A 17,296-nucleotide genomic window follows, 5' to 3' on the forward strand; every position below is an offset into this window, starting at 1 on the left:
ATCGGCGGCGGCATCGGACAGTCGCGCCTCTGCATGTATCTGCTCGAAAAGGCGCACCTCGGCGAAGTCCAGTCGAGCGTCTGGCCCGTCGAAACCGAACAGGCCTTTCGCGATCGCGGCGTTCCCTTGTTATAAATTACAATATATTATTTACGGGGATAGGCGATCCGGAACTCGTTGATAAGACAGCCGTGGTCCGAATACCCCTCCTCGAAGCCCTCGACGAAGGCCGTTCCTGCGCGGACCGGTCCGTAGCTGAAGATGTAATCGATCTTCACGCCTGGCTTGTTCAGGAACGTCGTGCCAACGTTCGCCGTCGCATCGTTCATTCGTGAAGACAGCCACTTGATGCGGTCGCTCTTCGGTCGCGAGTTGAAATCTCCCAGGAGCAGGACGGGTTCCGGGCTCGTGCGAACCATATCCCAGATTTCCTCGATCTGCCGGGCCGACTCGTCGGCCTCGAGACTCAGATGAGCGACCAGCACACGCAGCCGCCGGTCGTTTCCCAGATCGAGAAGCGCCTCGAGACAGCCGCGCTGCTCGTGCTTCTCGTCGGAACGATAGAGCTTGTGATTCTGCGACCGGAGAATCGGGAATCTGCTGAGAACGGCGTTTCCCTGCGTCGCAAGCAGGCCGAACGCGCGCCGGTAGTTTTCGGCGTAAACGTAGTGCATGCCGCCGGCGTGGTCCGCGAGGTATTTCGGCTGGTTTCTGAACTTCGCGCGGAGATCGCCCTTCGAAATCTCGGTGAAACCGGCAACGTCGATCCTGTGCGATTTCAGAAGGTTCGCGATTCCGTCGAGATTTTCCTTCCGGGCAATCTCGTTCTTCGTCTTCCCCTCTTCATTCCCCCGGGCGTGAGCGATGTTGTAGGAGGCGACCCTCACGCAGACCTCTACCGTTCCGCTTGCCGGCATGGCCGTCGTCATTGAGGCGGCATTCGAAGCACGCGGGTCGATAACGACACGGCGACCGTCGAACGGGCCCGCCTGAAGCCCCGTTTCCAGAAGCAGCACACAGACGATCCAGAGCATGCGAATCGGAAAACGCATCGGAATACCCCCTTTTACGACGGGAAAATGCATCTGATTTCATTCATACCACACCGCCAGCCAAAAGTTTCGATGTAAGCGCATCCGGCCGAACCGGGTGGTTCGCGGGCTTGAAGTCGCACAAACTTCTTCATGGATGACGCGGATCTGCCGATAACCCGGGTGTATTCCGTCATTCAGGGGAACCTTCATGTTCAGCAGGTCCAGAATCTCACGGGCGATCCGGGCGTTTTTCATGCTCTGGATCGCGCTCGGGCTGTCGGGGTGCAACATCTTCGACGGCATGGACACGGCCCTCAAGGCGCGCACGGATGACGAACTGATCGACGAAGGGTATCTGGCTCTCGGCTCGGGCGATTTCGCCGGGGCCCGCGAAACGTTTCAGACCCTTCTCGGCCGGGGAAACGGCACCGACCAGGTAAAGCAGGGAATGGCCGAAGCCGAGGCCGGTCTCGCCGGTTTTCGCGTCCTGTCCGTGCTCGACACCATGCAGAACGGCGTCGGGCCGTACGACCGGGGTGCGCTCTGGTTCACATGCGCGGCCATGATTTCCGACGTCGACCTCCTGGAAACGGCCGCCGTCATGATGCGCCAGGTCTCCTCCCCCTCCCGGACGGAACAGCTCACCCGCGGTCTGCTCCCGCCGCTGATCGCGGCGAAGCGGCTGCTCGAGAAATACGACACCAACAAGAACGGCCGTCTCGACAAATTCGACAACGTGACCTTCACGACCAACGACGGAAAGACCGCGACGTGGCCGGAACTCTACACCGCGCTCATCTCGGGGCCACACTCCTCGGGCACCTCGCTCGAGCAGGCATTCAGGGATCTCGCCTACGGTTTCGACGGCCGCGGCGACGCCTGGACCTTTCTCAGCCCGGTCGCAGGTCTCCGCCTGACCGGCAGTTACAGCGAATCGAACCGGGCGACGATCACCGCCGTGGGCGATCTTGCCGACCGGCTCGAAGCGGTTCACCCCTTCTTCAACGTGAACGCCGCCAGTTTTTCCTCGTTGATCATCGATCTGGACGGAACGGACTGAGATGACCCGCCGAGATATTTATATTTTTCGATATATAGCAAATGCCGGGTTCCTCGCCTGGCTGGCCTGCGTTTCAATGACAGGAACGGCGCTTGCCGGGCAGGCCCACCCGCTGACCTACGAAACACCCCGCAGTCAGGGAATGGGCGGGGCGTTCGTCGCCGTTGCCGATGACCAGCAGGCGCTGTTCTCCAACCCTGCCGGCCTGGGCCAGATAACGGACAAATCGTACGCCGTTCTCGATGCGACGGCCGAGATCAACCAGGACATGCGGCGGGTCGAGAACAAGACCGACGGCCTCTCGGACGCCGACACTCCCGAGGCGCGAGCCACGAACAACCGCGTCCTGAGCGAGATCATGGGGCAGCAGTCTCGCCTCGTCGCCTCCAATCTCGCGTATTATCTCGGAAGCACCGGCTTCGGCGCCGGGTTCCTCTATCAGACGGTCGCCCAGATCGGCGTCGAGCGTCCGACCAGCCCGCGCATCAGGGCGAAAGCCGACGTCGACTCTGTGCTGGTGGGCGCAATCGCCCGGCCGATCGGAAACCGTGTCGTGTTCGGCGACTCCGCGTCGGGCCACTGGGGCCTGGGGATGAAGTTCGTCTCCCGGCGAACCCTCGACCGGGAGTATGATGCGCGCGACTTCGCCTCGCTTTCCGAAGACGATCTCCGGAACGACTCGCTCAAGGGGGCGGCGTTCGATATCGACGGCGGGGTGCTCTACAAGCTTGCGAATCCCTGGAACCAGACGGTCGGCTTTTCCGTGAGCAACGTGTTCGAATCCGAGATCGATGCGCGCATCGGGCGTCTGCCGCGTCGCGTCGACGTCGGCACGGCGATCCGCCCCCTGTCGGGCTCGACGGAGCGGTCGCGCAAACTGCTTCTGGCCGCCGACCTGGCGGATATCACGAGCGACGGCACGTTCTTTTCCAAGCTCAGGCTCGGCATGGAAGCGCGCATGCGGACATGGCTCACCCTCAGGGGCGGTCTCCGGGGCGGCTATCTGAGCGCCGGCGCGACCGCGAAGTTCAGGGAAGCGCGATTCGAGTTCGCGACGTATTCCGAAGAGCTCGGTGAGCGGCCGGGCGACCGCGAGGACCGGCGGTATTCGGTCTCGATGGCTGTCGATTTCTGAGCTGATCACCGCATGCCCGTGACAGGGCGGGTCTGAGCCCCCCCTACAGAAGACAAACAGGGTTATTCCCGCAACTGTACAGAAACCGTGTTGTGCGGTACAATGCGGGACTATGCAGGAGCCATTTCTCGACACCGATGAACGCCTCGACGAGGTCGTCGGCACAAACCTGAAGCTGATCCAGAAGATCGACGGCACCGCCTTTGCCATCGACACGCTTCTGCTGGCCGAGTTCGCGCCCCTTTCGAAGGAGATCGTCCGGGTCGCCGACCTGGGTTCGGGGAGCGGAATCCTCGCGTTCATGCTCAAATACCGGAACCCCGCGCTGTGCATCACCGGGTTCGAGATCCAGGAGGAGTTTCACGCCCTCGCCCGGCGCAATCTCGACCTGAACCCACGCCTCATCAACATGGATTTCGAGCGGGTCGACGTGCGGGAAATCCCTTCGCGCATGCTGCCCGAGTCGTTCGACCTGGTGGTCATGAACCCGCCCTACTACCCGAAAGGAAGCGGCCGCCTTCCCGAGCGGCCGGGGCGGGCCGCTGCACGGCACGAACTGAACGGGACGCTCGCAGATTTCATCGAGGCAGCCGCGTATCTTCTGCCCTACGGGGCGAAACTGGCGATGATCATTCCAGCCGAGCGGTTCTACGAGGCGTGCAGCTTGTTCAAACAAGCCCACTTCGGCATGAAACGTGTAAGGTTCATCATCCCCAAGGAGGGCCAGCCGGCGCATCTCGTGCTCATCGAAGCCGAGCGTTTCTACAACGGCGCCCACGAACCCGTTCCGAACCTCACGATCCACCTCGCCGACGGCCGCTTCAGCGAAGAACTCGACCGCCTCTTCAAAACCGGCCTCACGCGCAAGATCGGCTGAACCGGTTCTCATATATTGAGTCACACTATTCATGGCTCCAGCGCCGAAGATACAGCTTTGCGCCCCCGTTCGTGCTGAGCCTGTTCGAAGCACGAATGACTCTCGCCCCCGTCAGTTGGCTCAAGATGTGAACGACCAAGTCTCGTTCGTTTCATATATGCATTCGCCCTTTTTTGGCAGAGATATCACGAATCCATCGAACTTCACACAACCCCTTACATGAACTTCCCGCATAGAGATCACTATTGTTGACTTCCCTTTATCGTTTGATTAGCCTTGTTTCCGTACGTCCTTGAAACGGATATTTTTCAGGAGGCAATGAGGAAAATGAGATCGAGGTTTCTTTATGTTCTGTTCGCCTGTCTGCTGGCAACGGCATTGTTCACCGTCGGCTGCGGCGGCGCCGGCGGAGATGACGGCATTTCAAACCCCGCTTCCGCAGCGAATCCCGAAGCGAACGAGGGCGGCATTTCCGGCAACGGCGTCGCGACCGGATATGCCAGTTCCAATGCCGTGTCACAAAGTATCCGCATGGCTGTCAGGGCACGGGTGACCAGTCCGGCGGCGGACGCCCGAGTCATTGCCGGCGACTATAACGAAGCCGGCGAATTCGTTTCCTTCAATAAAGAAACCACGACCGACGAGAACGGTTTTTACAGGCTTACAGGGCTTCCCACGGGCAGAAAGAACATCGTTCTCCGTGTGCTGTTCGGCAACGAGATCATGGAGGGCATTCTTCCCCTGATCGAAGACGGTGCGATCGCCACGGCCCCCCTGATCGACCCAACTACAAAGTATCAGGCGATGCTCGTAAAATATGCCGAAGCCTACGACGCCACGTTCGAAGTCAACCTCGGAGAAATCCTCAGCATCATCCCGCCCTCAAAAATCCCCCAGGCACCGGCGGATCTCATGAAGATCGCGCAGGCGTTTGTCAACCGTGAAAAGGCCCAACTCCAGACCTTCCGCGCCGCCGGCTTCGCCGATGCGAAGTTCATCGAGTTCCGCAAGATCGCGTTCGATCTTCAGAACAAGATCAACGCCGGCATCGCCGAAGGCCTGTACACCGCCGAAGAGGGTTGGCAGTTGTTCAACGACCAACTTCGCCTCATGGCCCGGACGCTCGGACTTCCTGCGGATGTCATGCTTGCCCTGCAGGATATCGACAACACGATGATCAACAACGCACTTCCAACCGATGCGACAATATCGCTGCAATTCCAGTATCAGCACATTCTCGCCAAATTGGAAGGACTTCTGACGGCTCTGAAGGTTCTCACCCCGACGTATCTCCCCCAGGCCGATTACGATCTGATCGCCGCCGGCGTCGAGCGCGTCTCGCTCGCGCTCAAGACGGCTCCAGACGCCTCCACGATCGGCATTCTCCTCAAGAATGACGCGCTACACAGCCTTTTCCAGGCTGCGTTCAAGACGATTTTCACCAGTCTTCGCCTGCTCGAAGGCGCACCTCCTCTGATCGCCAGGCTGTATCCCACCCCCACGGAAGTCCAGGCCGTCCAGGCGGCCGCCGGCGGCTACGTTCCCGACCTCGGCGCCATGACCGTCTCCTACGCGATTCGCGGCCAGACCACCCCGACGGTCACGAATCCGACCCCCACGCAGGTCACGAGTTTTCACGACGCCATCAAGGACCTGATGGTCCGCAAGATCATGGCGAACCTCCCCGGCCTCACCCAGGCACAGGCGACGGCGCTGTTCGTCCTGCTGATGCAGGGCCCCGAGATGGGCTTCTCATACGTTCCTTCCGAAATTCCGCCGGACGGTATCGTCGATCAGGTGGGCTCCGAGATCATGGGCATCATCGTCGAGAACGGCAGCAACGTCTATATCCAGCCTCCCGCCGGGTTCCCGGCCGGTCCGGAGCAGTTCGGCGGTTTCATCGCGCTGATCGATCCGGAAAGCACGATCAAGACGGCAACGTCAACGCCTCATATTTATATTGGATACTATACAGCCAAGCCCACGGCGAGCACTCCGCCGACGTTCAGGATCACCGGCATGAACGACGGCGTGGTCACCATTCCGGAGTTCAACAAGATGACCTTCACCGGCGGCCCGCTCGAGCGGGACAGCGCCGGAAAGTTCTGGTTCGGCCTCGGCAAACCCGTGGCGACGGAGTTCGTTCCGACTTCCGACCTGATCGCCAACGCCATGCAGGGTTTCCTCGGCAGAATGGTTCAGATCGAAGGCATGATCACGGAAAAACGCCCCGCTCCGGATTACGGTCCCGCTGTGGTTGAAGTCTACGCGATCATTCTCGCCTCAATGACCGGATATATCCCTCCCCAGATCACCCCTCCAACCGTCCCGGTCTACGGCACGCTTCTCGAGAATCAGAGCGGCCTCTGGAGCTTCGACAAGAATGCGAACGAGCCCAGGAACATGTTCAAGTTCACCTGGACCGTCGGAGGCACTGCGACGAGCGCCTATGTCGACTTCAACCCGGACGGACTGGACAAGTATCCCCAGTTCCGGTATCAGAACCAGGTCAGCGGCCGCGACCTGTGGGAATCCGATGGCCACACCGTGACGATCTCGGGAAAGGCCTTCACCGCCTCCGACGGATCGCATCGGATTTTCATGACCACGTTCGTCGACGAGTCCGTCGTCTGGCCGGACCCGATGGTCCCCTTCACTCCTCCGTCAGCCCCCACCACGGGTACGAATGTGACGAACCTGAAGGGAACCTGGGTGTTTAATCCTGCAAACGCGACCCAGCCTTTTGAATTCACCTGGATGGACAACGGCACGCATATCGCTTTCGTCGAATTCGACGCGGCGAGCATCAACAAGACCCCGCTCTTCCGTTACCAGGATCCTATCAACGGCCACGACATGTGGGAATCTCATCTCCATTCGGTCACCGTTTCAGGCAAGCTGAGCGACGACGGGAAACACCTGTTCATCACCTCCTTCCTTGACGAATCCACCGAGTGGCCTCCGGCTCAGGCCATGCCGACGAATACCGGCATGAAGCTCCGCGGCGTCCTTCTTCCCGAGGGTCCCTCGACGTTCTCCGTCACGCATTTCGAGATTTCGACCGGAACTGCCTGGGTGCCCTTCACGTTCCCGGACAACCTGATGCCCAATGTCCTCCTCGACCCGACTCCCGAAACCCAGAACCTGCTCCTGAACATCTACAGCGCCGGCACCTATCCGGTCGGCGTCGAGCTCTCCGGGACATGGGGCGCTTCCACGCCGTATCCGATGGATATGACAAAAATGGTCCTCCATTTCGTCCCGAAGACCGCGAAGGGCGTCACAGCCACGCCTCCCGACGGCAACCACGGCTGGTTGTTCGGCAACTAACCTGATTCGAAGACCTGAATCCATGGCCCCGGGCTTCCAGCCCGGGGCTTTTTCTTCCGCCCAGCATCTCGTCTCCGTGCAAACCGCATCAGGCCAGTGCGTTCCTGGTGTCGAAACACAACCGTTCGCCCTGAGCCTGTCGAAGGGCGCGAGGATTCTCGTGCTTCGACAGGCTCAGCACGAACGGATTTCCGCCAGGTGCGGCCGTGTTCGCCCTGCGATCCCTGACGACCAGGCTGTACATACTATGGGTTCCGGTCATCCCGAGGTCTCGAAGGGTGATCCGAACCTCATGAGCAGGCCTGCTCGTGGTTTGATGCCTCACCATGAACGGACATGGTGATTTCCCTCACAGTCTGGGAAGGGCGAACGGGTGGATTTCGGGCTTCGGCGAGCAATATCCGACATTCAGCGAACAAAAAGCCCGGGGCCAGGAGGTCCCGGGCTTTTTGTTCGTGGGGTTACTCGGTGAGTTTCGGCAGGTCGTAGAGGACGTCGTCCATGGGGTGGCGATAGAGCGGGGCTTCGAGGCGGCGCTGGTCCATGTAGTGGCCGATCATGCCGATCGTGCGGCCGAGGAGGAAGAGGCCGTTGAGGCCGCCGCTGTCGACGACTTCCTGGATCTTCTCCTCGTTCCAGCCGAGGCCGTACATCATATCAACCGAGAGGACGCCGATGCAGCCGTCGACGTTGAGGATGAGCGTATCCTTCTTCGAGGTGGTGACCTGTTCGACCTCGAGAGCGTAGTCGAGCAGCGGAGTCGCCGGGAAGTGCTCTTTGGCGAACTTCTTCAGCAAGACGACGCGCATGTCGGGGTTTTTGAGGCTCTTGATCAGGTGGCCGATGCCCTGGATCTTCTCGTTCTTCTTCTTCATGTGCTCGACGAAGCCATCGGGCGTCATCTGCGCATCGCGGGCGGCCTTGAACGAGAGGGCGGCGCCGGCGACCGCGCCGCCGAACCGCGGGCCGATCGTGAGAATGCCTGATGCAACGGCGCTCATGAGATCGCGGCCGGCGCGAGCCGTGACGATGGCGTTGTGGGCGCCGGAAACGCAGGGGCCGTGGTCGGCGCACAGTTTGAGCACGTTCTCCATGAAGCCCGCGGCCCACTTCGGTAAACGCTCCTTGAACCAGAGCAGGCCAATCACCTCGCCGAGCGAGTAGCCTTCCGAGATCACCTTGCTGATCTTGTGGCCGGCGTAGATCAGTTCGTCGCCGGAGTCATCCGAGATCGTGCAGGTGAAGTTGGTGGGTCGGCGCACCAGGTTCCGCGCCACGGCTTCCTTGTACATCATCGGGATCGCCGGGGGCTCTACGTCCGGAATCGGCTTGTGGGCACCCTTCGCCACGAGCTTATCGAAAGTTTCCCTGATCGCCTTGTCGAAGTCGTCGAACGAGGTCGGCACGATGGCTCCGGCCGCGCGCAGGGCGTCGTTTTTCGCCTCGGCGGTTTCGCGGCTCGCGTCGGCTTTGGCGCCGGCGTGTCCGAATTGAATACCCTTCGGCATATATTTGATCGACGTGCCGGTAACCCACATCACGAGCGGCTTCTTGATCTTGCCCGAGCGCAGGGCATCGACGATGCGCCATTCCTCTTCGCCGCCGACCTCGCCGAGGCAGACGAGCATCTTGATCGACGGATTGGCTTCGTACCGCATCAGGTGCTCGAGCAGGTTCGAGCCGGCGAAGGCGTCGCCGCCGATGGCGATGCCTTCGAACAGGCCGTCGCTGTTGCGCGCGATGATGTTGTAGGCCTCGTTCGACATGCCGCCCGACTTGCTGACGAAGCCGACCGAGCCCGGCCGGTGCAGCTTGGACGAGCAGATGTTCTCGATCGTGCCGCCGGTGTTGCCGATCTTGAACGCGCCTGCCGCGATGCCGCCGACGGTGGCCGGCCCGATGATGACCTTGCCGCGCTCGATGGCGACAGCGCGCATGTGGCGCGAGAATCGCTCGGGTATGCCTTCGGCGATGACGCAGATGGTGCGGATCTGCTCGATGTCGAGCGCCTGCATCGTCGTGTCGTAGGCGGAGCGGAACGAGGCGAAGTTGATCATCACATCGACGTCGGCGCTCTCGGCGACGGCCGAGGCGATATCAGGATAGACGGGTACGAATATTTCCTTCTTGCCGTAGAAGCATTTGGTCGTGCCGCTGCGGCCCGGATCGACGACGCCGGCCACGGAGGGCTTTTCCCTTTTACAGCAGTAGTCGAAGTCGAGCATGCGCTGGACCGCGTTGGTCTGCATACCGAAGATGATCGCACGGGTGTTCCTGTCGAACAGGAGATATGACGGTCGTTTCATAATCGTCTCTGCGTCCTTTCCGCTGTCACGCCGTCTGCAGGGCGTCGCGCACGACACGGGTCATGTGGTAGTCGGGCCCGTGGACCTCGATCGGCAGACCGAGCTCGGTCGCCGCCGCCTTGATTTTGGCGAGGCCCTCGTGGTAGTTGGGCCCGCCGCGTCGCACGAAGATACGGGCGTTTACCGCCTGCAGCTTCTTTGCGAACTCCTTCAACGCCATGATGATGCCGGTGAAGGTCTTGGCCACGTCGGTGAAATTGGCGATGCCGCCGCCGATGATCAGACATTTCGGCCGGCCCTGGGGATCGGGTTTGCGCGTCATCAGATCCATGACGACTTTCGCGTATTCGTATGTGAGCTGGGTGCTGGGATCGCCGGAATATTCCCCGTAGAAGGCCAGTTCCTTCGCGTAGCCCAGGTCGCACACGGTGTCGGCGAAGATGACCGAAGCGCCGCCGCCCGCGACCATGTTCCAGACCAGGCCGTCGGGGTTGAGCAACGTCATTTTGAGGGACGCACCCGACATCGCGTCAAGTTCGCGCACTTTCTGTTCTTCAGGGGTGAGCGTGCGGCCGAACGCTGCCGGGAACTCGATGTCGTCGCCCCAGAATTTCGCCGCGCAGAACTCGGCGGTGTCATCGAGCTTGGCGACCATGTCGAGGGGGATGATCGATTCGCCCGCGATGGCGAACGGGTTGATCTCGAGATAGGCGAAGTGCAGGGCCGCGAAATATTTGTACAGGCCGATAACGAACTTCGTGACGAGCTTCTTGTTCTTGCCGAGCGCGGGGGGAAGAGCCTTTTCGACGTCGACGGCGTCGATGCCGGCGAGCACCGGCACCGGAATCTGCACGACCTTCTCCCAGTTTTCCTCGACGTTGATGCCGCCTTCGAGCGAGAAGTAGATCACGTCGCCTTCGGCCGTCGACTTGATCGCGACGTAGTATTCGCTCTCATGAGGGATGCAGGGCTCGATCAGAAAATGAGTCAGCGTGCCGGTCGTCTCGCCAACCTTCGTGGTCTTGCCCATCCGCTCCATGATCCAGGCCTTCGTTTCGTCGAAGTTCTTGTTGACGAGGACGAGGCCGTGCTTCCCACGCTTGCCGAACAACTGGTCGGGCTTTGCAACCAGCGGCATCGAGCCGAGCCAGGGGTTGTCCGTGCGAAGCTGTTTCCAGTCGGTCTTTTCATCGACAAGGACAATCTTGCCGTCGTAGCCGATGCCGCCGCTCAGATACTCGCCCAGATGCCGAGCCAGCATCTTCTTGCCGTGATACTCACGGATACCGCGTTGTGCCATGAGTCCTGCTCCTTTCCCTGTCATACGGCTCTCAGAGCCGCATGTTCTATGGGTATATAGTACCTCACCGCAACCGTCAAGCGTATCGGAGCCAAAACGAGCTCATCGCGATTCACCCCGGCGGTGGGGTCATGCAACTGAAAACGGCCGCTCACCGCTGAACGAGGTGACGGAGACAAGTGCATTTCGCGCTTCGACAGGCTCTGCACGAACGGAACCTTGCAGGGACACAGAGCGGAATCGGCAGGCGCGACGGAAACGTCGCACCTACGGGGTTCGGGTGCGACGTCGCACTCCCCCGAATCCGGGAAAAAGGCTTTTGATGCGATGTTCCGGAGTGGCACGCTTTTTGTTAGACAAGAATCGGATATCATGTGTCCCGTTTGTCCGGTGACATCGGAGGTTAGATAGCTATGGATATGAATCGTTTGACGCAGAAGTCGCAGGAAGCGCTGCAGAGGGCGCAAAATCTCGCCGTCGAGTACGGGCACACCGAGGTTTCGCCGGAGCACCTGCTCGCCGCAATGCTGGAGGATACGGAGGGCCTGATTCCCCGGTTGTTCAACCGGATGAACGTTCCGCTCGAGGACCTGAAATCGCGGCTGGGCGGGGAGATCGGCCGCAAGCCGCGCGTCTCCGGGCCGGGCATGAGGCCCGACCAGGTGTACGTCACGCGCGAACTGTCGCAGATTCTCGTGAACGCGGAATCCGAGATGAAGACGCTGAAGGACGAGTATCTGTCGGTCGAGCACCTGGTGCTTGCGATGATCTCGTCCGGCTCATCGACGCCGTCGGGAAAACTGCTGGCCTCGTTCAAGATCGACCGCGAACGACTTCTCAAGGCACTCACCGAGATACGCGGCAACCAGCGGGTCGTTTCGGCCAATCCCGAGCAGACCTACGAAGCGCTCGAGAAATACGGTCGCGATCTCGTCCGCGAGGCGGGAAAGAACAAGCTCGACCCGGTGATCGGTCGCGACGACGAGATCCGCCGCGTCATCCGCATCCTGTCGCGCAAGACGAAGAACAACCCCGTCCTGATCGGCGAGCCCGGCGTCGGCAAGACGGCCATCGCCGAGGGACTCGCCCAGCGCATCCTGCGCGGCGACGTCCCCGAAGGGTTGAAGGACAAGACCATTTTCGCGCTCGACATGGGCGCCCTGATCGCGGGCGCGAAGTTCCGCGGCGAGTTCGAGGAGCGGCTGAAAGCCGTTCTGTCGGAGATCAAGCAGAGCGAGGGCCGCATCATCCTGTTCATCGACGAGCTCCATACCATCGTCGGGGCCGGCAAGGCCGAGGGCTCGATGGATGCCGGCAACATGCTCAAGCCCCTGCTGGCGCGCGGCGAACTGCACTGCATCGGCGCGACGACGCTCGACGAGTATCGCAAGCACGTCGAAAAGGACGCCGCGCTGGAACGCCGTTTCCAGCCGGTTCTCGTCGAGCAGCCCGACGTTCCCGACACGATCTCGATCCTGCGCGGCCTCAAGGAACGGTTCGAGGTGCATCACGGCGTCCGCATCGCCGACTCGGCGATCGTCGCCGCGGCGACGCTGTCGCACCGGTACATCACCGACCGGTTCCTGCCCGACAAGGCCATCGACCTGGTCGACGAGGCCTGCGCGACCATACGCACCGATATCGATTCGATGCCCACGGAGCTCGACACGGTCACGCGGCGCATCATGCAGTTGCAGATCGAGGAGGCGGCGCTCGCGAAAGAGAAGGACGAGGCAAGCGCGGCGCGTCTGGCCGACGTCCGGAAGGAAATCGCGGACCTGAAAACCCGTTCCGACGCGATGAAAGCCCAGTGGGAAAGCGAGCGGGATGTGATCCGGAAAGTACAGGGCCTTCGCGCCGAGATCGAGAAGATGCATCACGACGTCGAGGCAGCCGAGCGATCGTATGACCTCGAAAAAGCCGCCGAGCTGCGCCACGGACGGCTCCCGGCAACCCAGAAGCAGCTGGCCGAACTCGAAGCCGAGCTGAAGCGCAAACAGTCGACCGGCCGCCTGGTTCGCGAGGAGGTGAACGAGGAGGAGATCGCCGCGATCGTCAGCCGATGGACGGGCATCCCGGTCACGCGACTCGTCGAAGGCGAGCGCGAGAAACTGCTGAAACTCGACAAACTCCTCCACGAGCGCGTCATCGGGCAGGACGAGGCGGTCAGCCTGGTCGCGGACGCCGTGCTGCGGTCGCGTGCCGGCATCAAGGACCCGCGCCGCCCGATCGGCTCGTTCATCTTCCTCGGCCCCACCGGCGTCGGCAAGACCGAGCTGGCGCGGGCGCTCGCCCAGGCCCTGTTCGACACCGAGGAGAACATGGTCCGGATCGATATGAGCGAGTATATGGAAAAGCACGCCGTCTCACGGCTGATCGGCGCGCCCCCCGGCTACGTCGGGTATGACGAGGGCGGCCAGCTCACCGAGGCCGTACGCCGCAAGCCGTATTCCGTCGTGCTGTTCGACGAGATCGAGAAGGCGCACCCCGACGTGTTCAACGTGCTGCTCCAATTGCTCGACGACGGCCGGCTCACCGATTCCCAGGGCCGCACCGTCGATTTCCGGAACGTCGTCGTCATCATGACCAGCAACATCGGCTCCCAGGCGCTTCTCGACGGTATCTCGAGCACGGGCCAGCTCGCCCCGGACGTCCGGAAAGACGTGCTGGGAGAACTGCGGCGCTCGTTCCGGCCGGAGTTTCTGAACCGCGTCGACGACATCGTCCTGTTCACGCCCCTCTCGAAGGAACAGCTCGGTTCGATCGTCGAGCTCCAGTTCGGCGACCTGCGGAAACGGCTCGCGGAGCGGCGGCTGACCCTCGACGTCACCCCCGCCGCAAAAGATTGGCTGATCGAGCGAGGCTACGACCCGGTCTACGGAGCCCGTCCTCTCAAGCGGCTCGTGCAGAAGGAGGTCGAGACGCGACTTGCCCGGCGGCTGATCGCCAACGCCATTCCGGACGGCTCGGCGCTTTCTCTCGACGTGGAAGCCGACGAACCGGTCATCGAGGTGGTATAGTTCCGAATCTGTTGCGCCGCACCAGGGCGCGGAAGGGACGAGCGATATGACAATCACGCGCAGGGCCCGGCAGGGATCGATCGGGTGGTTCATGCTCCGGTATGTCGTCCTGCTGGTCGTGCTGACGGTCGGCATGGTGATGATCGACCCAAACTACTTTCAGCTCGGGATCGCCGAAGGCCTGATGGGGCTCGATGATGCAAAGGCCCCCACAACGCCTTTTGCGACCGAAATGACCTTTACGGCGGCGGCAGGCGATCCGTTCAAGATCGATTTCGGCGCCAGGCAGCGGGAACTGCGGGACGTGCGGATCGAACTTCTCGATCCCGACGGGAAGACGATCACCGACCAGGTGAGCCACCTGCTCCGGCCGCCCGATCCGAGCGCGAAGCCGACGTGGCTCACCCTCTACTCTCCTGCCCAGCGCAACGGGACGTATACCCTCCGGTTATCGCAGAATTCGGCCGGCGAGGCGAAGGTGTACATTTTCCAGGGGCCGTTCGTCACGCGCATGATTTACCTGCCGATCTTTGCCGCCATTCTTCTGTTCGTTTTCGATATCATCCGTCGGGCCCGCCCCGGAAATGGCAAGGAGATTCAGCCGGCCTGACCAACGCAAGACAGACATTCCTCCTTCTTGAGTGCTGCACAACAGAAGGCGGTTTTTCATCCCCGTTCGTGCTGAACGTGTCGAAGCAGGAGAGGCTATCGCCCTTCGACAAGCTCAGGGCGAACGGGTGATTTTCACCATGGCTCCTGCGCAAGAGCGGATGGTGATCTGGCCGCTCTTTACGCCCCCCGGGATCGATCAGTATAATTACATCAAATTATCAAATGCCGATCTCGGGAGGTACACAATGAAACGCATCTCCGTCAGCCGGTTCCGGGCATCTCTTTTCATGTTGCTGATCGCTTCGGCGGCGTTCGGCCAGACCGACAACCGAGCCATCTACGATCAGTATATTTCGACGTACAAGACCTACAAAGATGCCATTTCGAACGGTCTGCCCGAGGCCGAGGTAAAGAAGGCGCTCGAGGCCTACACGCAGGCCAAAAGTGCATATGAATCAACCCTGAGTGCAAAGACGGACGACGGGCAGCCGGCCACGTCAGCGGATCTTTCGAACAGCGTGACATCCTCCGCGGCGGATTCATCGGATCTTGCCGGCGACGAAGCCCCCTCGTCGCGGTCGGCCACCGCCACGGCACAGATTCCGGCGGAAATCCGCAGTATGGTCCAGGCGCTGTGGAGCGATGCAAATCGCCGGTCTCCCGACAAAGCGATTGCAACCATCGAGAAGTTCGTCGCAATGAACCCGAATTCCCCGTATGCGGCGCAACTCAAATACGAAGTCGCGAAGGCATACGAACAGCTCAAGGGCGACGTGAACAAGGCGACGGCGCTCCTGAAAGAGATCGCGGCCGATTCCCGCCACCCGGCCATGGCCGCCGAGGCGCAGGCGCGGCTCAGGTTTTACGACGCGAACAAGCAGTATGCGCAGTGGAAGAATACCCTCAACACGAAGTATTCGGGTCTGGCCGCGGAGTACGGCAAATACCGGGACACCTCGTGGCTGGCGTTTCCGGTGAAGATTTTCCGGTTCGGCTCGTATTTCAAGGACGTCTGGTCATTCACCAACACGCAGGACGACTACGTCAAATTCATGATCGCCTACGAAAACCTGGCGGCGCGCTTTCAACCTGCCCCCGATGTCTCCTTCGATCAGTTCGAGACTTCGACGGGCAGCAAAATTGCCGACCCCGCCGAGGTCCGGTTGCTGTATGACAATTCAAAATCCTGGTATACGCGCTGGAAGCTCGTCAACGAGGCCCGTCGCTCGATCGACGTCCAGTATTTTATCGTCGACAAGGACATCTTCGGCCTCGCGCTCCAGGGCGCGCTTCTCCGGAAGGCCCGCGAAGGGCTCAAGATCCGGTTCATGATGGACGCCCGCGGCACCAAGGGCTTCACCCGCAAGCTGATGGGCCAGGATTTCGTTCAGGAGCTCGTCAGCTACCCGAACGTCGAGGTCAAGGTGTTCAACCCGGTTCACGAAAACCTCGTCACGTTCGTGCTCGACCCGCGCAAGATCATGGCCAGCAACCATGACAAGATTCTCGTCGTGGACGGCGAATACTCGGTCGTCGGCGGCCGCAACATCTCGAGCCATTACTTCGTCGATCCCGAAGACATGCCCACGGCGTATCGCGACTGTGACGTTGTCGTTCGCAGCACTGACGTGGCCGACCAGCTCGACAAAGCGTTCGATGAAGAGTTCACCGAACGCAAGCAGACGAACATCGTCGCCGACCTGTGGGGAAACATCGATGTCATGAGCAAGGAGCTGGAGCTCGCATTCGCGGCCATGGGCGCTCACATCACCGGAAGCGTCTTCACACCGTCCCAGGGCCTCGACAGCCGCCGGGCGAAGGCCCTCGAGGAGTATCGCGCCGAATTGGCCGGATACAAGCATATGAAGGGTTTCTCCGGCTTCGATCCGTTCGCCGGTTCGCATGAAGCGCCGGTCAAGATCATCGACAAGCACTCGCTCGCCGGCCCCCGCAACGACATCACCGACTGCCTGATCAAGTTCATCGACGGGTCGCGCTCAGAGATCGTCATGCAAAATCCGTACGTCGTCCTGTCCGACCGCGTCATGGCGGCCCTCAAGCGCGCCAGCGCTCGCCGCGTCCGGATCATCGTCCACACCAACAGCCCGGTCTCGACCGACAGTCTGGCGACCCAGGCGATGTTCTACGCCGACTGGAAGAACATCCTCAAGAATCTCCCGACCGCCCGCATTTTCACCTTCGCCGGCCAGCGGAAGCTTCACGCCAAGAACTTCGTGTTCGACAACAAGGTCGCGGTGGTCGGCACCTACAACCTCGACTCCCTGAGCGAGGAAGTGAACTCGGAAGTCGTCGCGGCGATCAAGTCGCGAGGTTTCGCGAACGAACTTCGCACCGGCATCATGTCGGACATCTCGGTTTCGAAGGAATACCGGATCGAGATCGACAAGAACGGCGACGTGAAGGCCGTCTTCGGCCCAGACGACCTGCCCGGCAAGAAGATGTGGCTGATGAAGGCCCTCTCGAAGCTCACCTTCCTGAAATCGATGATCTGACGACACTGCCCGTCACACGCAGGCTCCGGAAGATTCCGGGGCCTGCGGCCTTTTCCGCCCCTAGTCACCGCCGATTGCCGGCAACGGGTTTCCCCCGAACGGGATTTGT

At 61.1% G+C, this 17,296-nt stretch carries 12 protein-coding genes; 8 read left to right on the forward strand and 4 right to left on the reverse strand.

The genetic code is table 11. From position 1 onward, the window contains the following. A partial coding sequence (locus PLU72_02020; protein ID HOT26934.1) for an aspartate--ammonia ligase occupies positions 1 to 135 on the forward strand: 135 nt, incomplete at its 5' end. Positions 136 to 146: 11 nt separating this feature from the next. On the opposite strand, the gene PLU72_02025 is transcribed toward PLU72_02020, so the two are convergent. Then, positions 147 to 1,052 carry an endonuclease/exonuclease/phosphatase family protein gene (locus tag PLU72_02025; protein HOT26935.1) on the reverse strand — a complete coding sequence of 302 codons (906 nt, stop codon included), beginning with the start codon at positions 1,050 to 1,052 and terminating at the stop codon, positions 147 to 149. 190 nt (positions 1,053 to 1,242) lie between these two features. Between PLU72_02025 and PLU72_02030 the strand changes: the two genes are divergently transcribed. From PLU72_02030 to PLU72_02045, 4 genes are all read left to right on the forward strand, one after another. Next, a complete protein-coding gene (locus PLU72_02030; protein HOT26936.1) occupies positions 1,243 to 2,094 on the forward strand; it encodes a hypothetical protein in 852 nt (283 codons plus the stop codon). 1 nt (position 2,095) lies between these two features. Further along, on the forward strand, positions 2,096 to 3,229 hold the full coding sequence (locus PLU72_02035; GenBank protein HOT26937.1) for a hypothetical protein: 1,134 nt from the start codon (positions 2,096 to 2,098) through the stop codon (positions 3,227 to 3,229). Between the two features lie 112 nt (positions 3,230 to 3,341). Further along, the gene (locus tag PLU72_02040; protein ID HOT26938.1) at positions 3,342 to 4,106 is read left to right on the forward strand and encodes a methyltransferase; all 765 of its coding nucleotides are present in this window, start codon (positions 3,342 to 3,344) and stop codon (positions 4,104 to 4,106) included. Positions 4,107 to 4,433: 327 nt separating this feature from the next. Beyond that, positions 4,434 to 7,436: a hypothetical protein gene (locus tag PLU72_02045; GenBank protein HOT26939.1), complete on the forward strand. Its 3,003-nt coding sequence runs from the start codon at positions 4,434 to 4,436 to the stop codon at positions 7,434 to 7,436. A gap of 88 nt (positions 7,437 to 7,524) precedes the next feature. Here PLU72_02045 and PLU72_02050 read toward each other — a convergent pair whose 3' ends face one another. The 3 genes from PLU72_02050 to PLU72_02060 all read right to left on the reverse strand — a co-directional run bounded on the left by PLU72_02050 (position 7,525) and on the right by PLU72_02060 (position 11,042). Continuing rightward, a complete protein-coding gene (locus PLU72_02050; protein ID HOT26940.1) occupies positions 7,525 to 7,698 on the reverse strand; it encodes a hypothetical protein in 174 nt (57 codons plus the stop codon). 199 nt (positions 7,699 to 7,897) lie between these two features. Beyond that, positions 7,898 to 9,742: a citrate/2-methylcitrate synthase gene (locus tag PLU72_02055; protein HOT26941.1), complete on the reverse strand. Its 1,845-nt coding sequence runs from the start codon at positions 9,740 to 9,742 to the stop codon at positions 7,898 to 7,900. 25 nt (positions 9,743 to 9,767) lie between these two features. After that, positions 9,768 to 11,042, reverse strand: coding sequence for an ATP citrate lyase citrate-binding domain-containing protein (locus tag PLU72_02060; GenBank protein ID HOT26942.1), 1,275 nt, complete (start codon positions 11,040 to 11,042; stop codon positions 9,768 to 9,770). A gap of 413 nt (positions 11,043 to 11,455) precedes the next feature. Here PLU72_02060 and clpB point away from each other — a divergent pair, with 413 nt between their 5' ends. The 3 genes from clpB (at position 11,456) to PLU72_02075 (ending at position 17,187) form a co-directional block, all read left to right on the forward strand. After that, complete coding sequence (clpB, locus tag PLU72_02065; GenBank protein ID HOT26943.1) at positions 11,456 to 14,062, forward strand: ATP-dependent chaperone ClpB; 2,607 nt, start codon at positions 11,456 to 11,458, stop codon at positions 14,060 to 14,062. A gap of 46 nt (positions 14,063 to 14,108) precedes the next feature. Beyond that, positions 14,109 to 14,672, forward strand: coding sequence for a hypothetical protein (locus tag PLU72_02070; GenBank protein ID HOT26944.1), 564 nt, complete (start codon positions 14,109 to 14,111; stop codon positions 14,670 to 14,672). Between the two features lie 247 nt (positions 14,673 to 14,919). Further along, positions 14,920 to 17,187, forward strand: coding sequence for a phospholipase D-like domain-containing protein (locus PLU72_02075; protein ID HOT26945.1), 2,268 nt, complete (start codon positions 14,920 to 14,922; stop codon positions 17,185 to 17,187). The last annotated feature ends 109 nt before the right edge of the window (positions 17,188 to 17,296 follow it).

It is taken from the genome of Candidatus Ozemobacteraceae bacterium, from assembly GCA_035373905.1.
Lineage (GTDB): Bacteria > Muiribacteriota > Ozemobacteria > Ozemobacterales > Ozemobacteraceae > MWAR01.